A 6540-nucleotide genomic window follows, 5' to 3' on the forward strand; every position below is an offset into this window, starting at 1 on the left:
TTCTGTTCACAGCAGATCCCCTGTGGGAGCGAGCCTGCTCGCGAAAATTCAATAGGCACCTCTTGTACGAATACGAAACATTTTCTTTCATTTCCCCGTTCGGGATTTCACTCGCTCATCCGTCCTATATAGATGCAGTCCGTTCGCGTAGGCAAAAGCCACGAGCGGACCGTTCCGGACCTCATCGCTGCGAAGCCCGTAGCAGAGGCCTTTTCATCGATATAAGACCTGCAAATCATGTCGAAGAAATCCCGCTCCAAACTCTGGTTCCTGGTCCATAGCTGGCTGGCGTTGCCAATCTGGTTTTTCGTGTTGATCGTCTGCGTGACTGGCACCCTTGCGGTGGTCAGCCAGGAAATCGTCTGGCTCGCCAACCCGCAAATGCGCGCCAGCCAGCCTTCGGACGACGCGCCGCGCCTGAGCTACGACCAGATCGTCGCCGCAATCAAAAAAGCCGAGCCGGACACTTTGGTCGAAGACATCAATCGCCCGGATGAGTCGCACTTCGCGCTGGATGTCGATGTCAATTACCCCGACGGTCGCTCGCAGAAGGTATACGTAAACCCCTACACCGGTGTCATCCAGGGCCCGGCGCCGCAATTCAATTTCCAGGCCTTCACCCGTGCGCTGCACGGCTGGTGGCTTGTGCCGTTCACCAACGGCTATAGCTGGGGCTGGTATCTGGTGTCGTTCCTGAGCCTGCCGTTGCTGGCTTCGCTGGTGACCGGTCTTGTGGTTTACAAGCGCTTCTGGAAAGGCTTCCTGCGCCCGACTCTGCGCATCCGCCATGGCGCACGGATTTTCTGGGGTGATTTCCATCGTCTGAGCGGCATCTGGTCGATCTGGTTCATCGCGGTGATTTCCGTGACTTCCACCTGGTTCCTGATCGAAGCGTTCATGTTCGACAACCAGATCTCAATCTCCACCGCACCGGTGGCCGCCGTGGTGCCCCGGGAAAGCGTACCGTTGACCGCCGATGGCTCGCCAGCACCGATGATCAGCCTGGACGCCGCGATCGAGCAGGCCCGCCAGCGCATTCCCGGCCTGGACGAGAGTTTCGTCAGCCTGCCGGCCAACGCCTACAGCTACCTGTCCGTAGGCGGACGCAGTTGGTATCCGCTGATGTACCAGACCGCCGACATCAACCCCTATACCGGTGAAATCGCTGCCACTCGCCTGCTGTCCGACCGTTCGAAGCTGGAGTTCGTCACCGAGTCCATGCGCCCGCTGCACACCGGCGATTTCGGCGGAATCTGGATCAAGCTGATCTGGTTCTTCTTCGGCCTGCTGCTGAGCATGATGGTACTCAGCGGGCTGTTGATCTGGACCAAGCGTACCGCGCTGGCGACGGCCAATGCGTTGAAGCGCAGCCACAAACGCCCTCGCAACGAATCTGTGATTGCAACGGAGGTCAGCCAATGAACCAGATCGCTGCTGAAAAACCGCCTTCGAAACTCAAACAGTTCTGGCACAAGTGGCGCTTCCATATCAACGTCCTGCTGTTGCTGGTGCCCCTGGGATTCATGCCCAAATACTTTGCCGATGCAGCGCTGTTTCGTGGCGATACCGGCCTGGGTGAACGGGAGGTAGGTGAGGTGAAGGTTGGCCCGTGGAGCCTGCGGCTGGCGGAACTGCGCGAAGAGGGACCACGACCTGATGGCCCGGCCGGTTACATGAAAAGCTTCAATGCCGCGCTGTGCGACAGCTGCCGTGAGCAGGTCAAGGCCACTTACCTGCGCATCGGCAAACCCCGCAGCCTGCGCGCCGCCGGGGTAATTTTCTTCGGCACCCCATACCGCATGGGGGCCATGTTGCCGATCCCGGAAAAAACCAAAGCAGACGCCGAGCTGTGGATAACCATGGAAGGCTGGGACGGCTCCATGCATCAGGCATCCATTCCGCTGAGCCAAGCCTCCCCCGCCACCCTCGCCTGGCTGTCCACCCAAGGAAGCAAACCATGATCAAGCTGACTCATTCTTTGAGCGCCGCGATGCTGGTGCTCTGCGCCGGTTTCAGCGCCAGCGCCCTGGCCCACAACCCGATGTGCGAATGCAAGGCCATCGACGCCGAGCAGATCAAGTGCACCGGCGGTTTCTCCGATGGCAGCGGCGCGCCGGGAGTGACCCTCGACGTGATCGGCTATGACGAAACCATTCTGGTGCCGGGCAAGCTCGGCGCCGACTCGACGTTGACCTTCAAGAAACCCGGCGCCGAGTTCTACGTGCTGTTCGACGCCGGCCCCGGCCACGTCGTCGAAATCGACCAGGCGGATATCGAGAGCCCATGAGCAGCCCAACCACCCAAGTCGTGCGCCCGGCCGGTGCCGGCCACGAAAGCCTCAATATATTGCTGTTGTGCCTGTTGATCCTGGCGGTTGCAGGCTCGGTAGTCGCCTGGCGTCACGAGTCGCAGGACGCGCCCGCCATCAGCAGCCATCAGCTGGATGCTCGCCGCGACCTCAGCGCTGCGGAGCAAGGCATCTACGCCGATCTGCGGGTGACGCTCGACGAGATCCGGCTACTGCGCCAGGAACAGCAAACCCTGCCGACACCTGATGCCCTGGCCGATGAAGGTTTCGCACCGTTTGCCCAGGACGCCAGCTCCGTCAGTCGCGGTGGCCATGTCTGGCAGTTGCTCGATACCGGGGCCTATTTCGGACAGAGCCAGACGCCTGCCGTTGCCGGTTCGTTCCTCATGCGCCTGAGCGCCGACGGCGCTACCCCCGACATCTGGCTCAACCGCGCCGCCGCCATCAAGGCCCCGGCCGATCTTGGCGACGCCGCGCTGGAAAGCGCCGGCTGGCAGCAGATCGTCGCGCAATTCGATGCCGGCGTGACCCGCCAGCACCGGCACTGAACCTTCGCCTTCACTCCAGAGAAGACCGCTTTCCCATGCCCATTTCATCGCTACGCTCTGTTCTGCGTCTGGCACTGGTCGGCCTGCTGGCCTGCCTGCTGACACCCCTGGCCAGCGCCGACGAGGCCAAGCGCCTGCGCATCGGCATCACCCTGCACCCTTACTACAGCTACGTCGCCAACATCGTCGGCGACAAGGCCGAGGTGGTGCCGCTGATTCCCGCCGGCTTCAATCCCCACGCCTACGAGCCTCGCGCTGAAGACATCAAGCGCATCAGCGGGCTGGACGTGATCGTGCTCAACGGCGTGGGTCATGACGACTTCGCCGACCGCATGATCGCCGCCAGCGAAACCCCGGACATCAAGGTGATCGAAGCCAACGAAAACGTGCCGCTGCTGGCCGCCACCGGCATTGCCGCGCGCGGTGCCGGCAAGGTGGTCAACCCGCACACCTTCCTGTCGATCAGTGCCTCGATTGCCCAGGTCAACAACATCGCCCGGGAACTGGGCAAGCTCGATCCGGCCAACGCCAAGACCTACACCGACAACGCCCGGGCCTATGGCAAGCGCCTGCGCAAGATGCGCGCCGACGCCCTGGCCAAACTGACCCAGGCCCCCAACGCCCAACTGCGAGTGGCCACGGTGCACGCCGCCTACGACTACCTGCTGCGCGAATTCGGCCTGGAAGTCACGGCCGTGGTCGAACCGGCCCACGGCATCGAACCGAGCCCGAGCCAGCTGAAAAAGACCATCGACCAACTGCGCGAACTGGACGTGAAGGTGATCTTCTCGGAGATGGATTTCCCCTCCACCTACGTCGACACCATCCAGCGTGAATCCGGGGTGAAGTTGTATCCGCTGTCGCACATTTCCTACGGCGAATACACCGCCGACAAGTATGAAAAGGAAATGACCGGCAACCTCAACACCGTGGTCCGGGCGATTCAGGAGTCAGGCGCATGACCGTAAAAGAAACCCTGCCTGATGAATCCACCGCGCCTGTGGGAGCGGGCTTGCTCGCGAATGCGTCGGATCAGTCGACCTCGTTGTTGAATGACGCACCGCCATCGCGAGCAAGCTCGCTCCTACAGGGGGGCGGGCCGATGCTGGATTTTGTTGATGTCAGCCTGACGCTCGGCCGCACGGTGATTCTCGATAAGGTCAGCTTTCAGGTTCGTCCGGGCAGCGTGCATGCGCTGGTCGGCCCAAACGGTGGCGGCAAGAGTTCGTTGATCAAGACCCTGCTCGGGCAGATGCCGCATCAGGGCCGTCTGAGCCTGCAATGGCCCGGCGAGCCAGGGACCATCGGCTACGTGCCCCAGGCTTTGGAGTTCGATCGCGGCCTGCCGATGACCGTTGACGATTTCATGGCTGCCATGTGCCAGCGGCGCCCTGCTTTCCTCGGTTTGAGTAAGCATTACGCCGGGGCGATTGGCGAGGCGCTCGAAAGGGTCGGCATGCAGGATAAGCGCAAACGACGCATGGGCGCGCTGTCCGGTGGCGAGCGCCAGCGGGTGTTGCTGGCGCAGGGGTTGATTCCGGCACCGCAACTGCTGGTGCTGGATGAGCCGATGTCGGCCCTCGATGAGGCCGGTATCCAGGTGTTCGAACGCCTGCTCGGTGATTGGCGCGCCGCCGGCATCACCGTGCTGTGGATCGAGCACGATCTGGAAGCGGTCAAACGACTGGCCGACCAGGTCACCGGGCTCAATCGTCGGGTGCTGTTCGACGCCACGCCGCAACAGGCGCTGACGCCCGAGCGCCTGCTGAGCCTGTTTTCGACCCAGCCACGGAGCCTTGCCTGATGAGTTACGAAGCCTTTCGATTGATGATTCAGGGCTGGGCCTCGTCGGGTTACCTGCCCGAAGCGCTGGCCTATGGATTTGTGGTCAACGCGTTGCTCGCCGGACTGTTGATCGGCCCGGTGCTGGGTGGCCTGGGGACGCTGGTGGTGGTCAAGCGTTTCGCGTTTTTCTCCGAAGCGGTGGGCCACGCGGCGCTGACCGGGGTGGCCATCGGCATCCTGCTCGGCGAGCCCTACACCGGGCCCTACGGCAGCCTGTTCGGCTACTGCCTGCTGTTCGGCATCCTGCTCAATTACCTGCGCAACCGTACGGGCCTGGCGCCGGACACTTTGATCGGGGTGTTCCTCTCGGTGTCCCTGGCGCTGGGGGCGAGCCTGCTGCTGATTCTGGCGGGCAAGATCAACGTGCACATTCTGGAGAACGTGCTGTTCGGCTCGGTGCTGACGGTCAACGGCGATGACCTGCTGGTGCTGGCCATCGTCGGCTCGCTGGTGATGGCCCTGGCCCTGCCGCTGTACAACCGCATCATGCTTGCCAGTTTCAATCCGCAACTGGCGGCGGTGCGCGGGGTGGCGGTCAAGGCGCTGGATTACCTGTTCGTGATTCTGGTGACCCTGATCACCGTGGCCGCCGTGAAAGTCATCGGCGCGATTCTGGTGGGTGCCTTGCTGGTGATTCCAGCCGCGGCGGCGCGCTTGCTCAGTCAGTCGCTGAAGGGCTTTTTCTGGTGCTCGGTGCTGATCGCCACGGTGAGCACCCTGTGCGGGATTCTCGCGCCCATCGTCTTCGATCTGCCGATTCCGTCCGGTGCCGCGATCATCCTGATGGCCGGCATCGCCTTCGCCCTGGCCGCCATCGCGCGCGGCATCGTGCCCAGCCTCAAAGGGAACCTTGGATAAATGGCTTTTTCTCTGCGACAACTGACCTTCGCGGTCGCCTTGTGCGGGCTGACCGCAAACGCTTTCGCCGACACTGCAAAACCACTGCGGGTGCTCGCTTCGTTGCCGGTGACCTATGGCCTGGGCGAGGTGCTGCTCAAGGGCACCGACGTCAGTCTCGAACGCGCCGCGCCGGCCAACCTGCCCGGCAGCCGCCAGAGTGCCTACTTCACCGGTCGTGGCGCGCCGGCCCTGGCCAAACTTTCGACCAATGCCGATGCGGTGATCGGCCTGCGCTCGTTGTGGCCGGACGATCCGCTGTACCCGATGGCGCGGCGCAGCAACATCCGCATCATCGAAGTCGACGCCGCCCGCCCGGTGGACGGCGCCCTGCCGGGTATCGCGTTGCAGCCGGGCAACATGGTTGATGGCTTGAACAGTCAGCCGTGGCTGGCGAGCAATAACATGGGGCGCATGGCGGACGTGATGGCCGCCGACCTGGTACGCCTGGCACCGACGGCCAAGCCGGCGATCGAGGCCAACCTGGCGGCATTGAAACAACGCCTGCTGAAACTCAGCGCCAACAGCGAAGCGCGCCTGGCTGCGGCGGACAACCTGAGTGTGATGAGCCTCAGCGATCACTTCGGTTACCTGATTGGCAGCCTCAATCTGGAACTGATCGGCCTGGATGCGCGCGCGGATGCCGAGTGGACGCCGGAAGCGTTGAAGACCTTGAGTGCGACGCTCAAGGACAACGACGTGGCGCTGGTGCTGCATCATCGCCAGCCTTCGGAGGCGGTGAAAGCGGCGATCACTGAGGGCGGGAGTCGGTTGGTAGTGTTGAGCACCGATGCCGAGGATCCGGTGGCGGAGCTGGAAGGGAATATTGATGGCGTCATCAAGGGCCTGAGTGGTAGTTAGGTCACCTACTGACCCTGTGGGAGCGGGCTTGCCCGCGAAGAGGCCGGCAGATCCAACATCATTATCGCCTGACCTGACGCC

Annotated in this window: 8 protein-coding genes; all 8 read left to right on the forward strand. The window is 62.8% G+C overall.

Annotation, left to right across the window (positions count from 1 at the left end; translation table 11 throughout):
• The first annotated feature begins 237 nt into the window (after positions 1 to 237).
• A complete protein-coding gene (locus ACW9JE_RS27425) occupies positions 238 to 1422 on the forward strand; it encodes a PepSY-associated TM helix domain-containing protein (protein ID WP_224538025.1) in 1185 nt (394 codons plus the stop codon).
• Entirely contained in the window at positions 1419 to 1961 is a 543-nt protein-coding gene (locus ACW9JE_RS27430) for a thiamine pyrophosphate-binding protein (protein WP_457434541.1), read from the forward strand. Before ACW9JE_RS27425 ends, ACW9JE_RS27430 begins: the two co-directional genes overlap by 4 nt.
• Positions 1958 to 2287: a hypothetical protein gene (locus tag ACW9JE_RS27435; RefSeq protein WP_457434542.1), complete on the forward strand. Its 330-nt coding sequence runs from the start codon at positions 1958 to 1960 to the stop codon at positions 2285 to 2287. Before ACW9JE_RS27430 ends, ACW9JE_RS27435 begins: the two co-directional genes overlap by 4 nt.
• Positions 2284 to 2856: a DUF6162 family protein gene (locus tag ACW9JE_RS27440; protein ID WP_457434543.1), complete on the forward strand. Its 573-nt coding sequence runs from the start codon at positions 2284 to 2286 to the stop codon at positions 2854 to 2856. The genes ACW9JE_RS27435 and ACW9JE_RS27440 overlap by 4 nt, the downstream gene beginning before the upstream one ends.
• 35 nt (positions 2857 to 2891) lie before the next feature.
• Positions 2892 to 3818 carry a metal ABC transporter substrate-binding protein gene (locus tag ACW9JE_RS27445; RefSeq protein WP_457434544.1) on the forward strand — a complete coding sequence of 309 codons (927 nt, stop codon included), beginning with the start codon at positions 2892 to 2894 and terminating at the stop codon, positions 3816 to 3818.
• 140 nt (positions 3819 to 3958) lie between these two features.
• Positions 3959 to 4660, forward strand: a complete 702-nt coding sequence (locus ACW9JE_RS27450) for a metal ABC transporter ATP-binding protein (RefSeq protein ID WP_224538016.1) — start codon at positions 3959 to 3961, stop codon at positions 4658 to 4660.
• A complete protein-coding gene (locus tag ACW9JE_RS27455; RefSeq protein WP_457434545.1) occupies positions 4660 to 5559 on the forward strand; it encodes a metal ABC transporter permease in 900 nt (299 codons plus the stop codon). Before ACW9JE_RS27450 ends, ACW9JE_RS27455 begins: the two co-directional genes overlap by 1 nt.
• Entirely contained in the window at positions 5560 to 6459 is a 900-nt protein-coding gene (locus ACW9JE_RS27460; protein ID WP_457434546.1) for a metal ABC transporter substrate-binding protein, read from the forward strand.
• Positions 6460 to 6540 lie beyond the last annotated feature (81 nt).

The sequence above is a fragment of the Pseudomonas sp. SDO55104_S430 genome (genome assembly GCF_054070595.1).